The sequence below is a fragment of the Burkholderia sp. SIMBA_051 genome (assembly GCF_046534915.1).
Classification (GTDB): Bacteria; Pseudomonadota; Gammaproteobacteria; order Burkholderiales; family Burkholderiaceae; genus Burkholderia; species Burkholderia ambifaria.
Window position 1 is genome coordinate 1 of record NZ_JAWRXS010000460.1, and the last position, 261, is coordinate 261.

A 261-nucleotide genomic window follows, 5' to 3' on the forward strand; every position below is an offset into this window, starting at 1 on the left:
GCGAGCGCCGGCAGTACAAAACGCGGACCGAAGCTACGTATAAGCATACGCAATGCTCTGGTTTTGAATGTCGGCCTCGTGGTCGCTACATCGACACCCCGTTGCTGTAGCTTGGCGTGCCATATTTCCGCGTGTTCATGTTCGGCCTCGGCCAATTGCATAAATACGTCGCGGCGCGATGGGTCTGGTTCCGCAGCGGCAAGCGCTTCATATAGCGCGGCTCCGTCCATCTCGTCCCGCAGGTTGGTTCGAAGCCTATTG

At 57.9% G+C, this 261-nt stretch carries 1 protein-coding gene; it reads right to left on the reverse strand.

All coding sequences use genetic code 11. From position 1 onward, the window contains the following. A partial coding sequence (locus SB771_RS35280; RefSeq protein ID WP_410722076.1) for a ferritin family protein occupies positions 1-261 on the reverse strand: 261 nt, incomplete at both ends.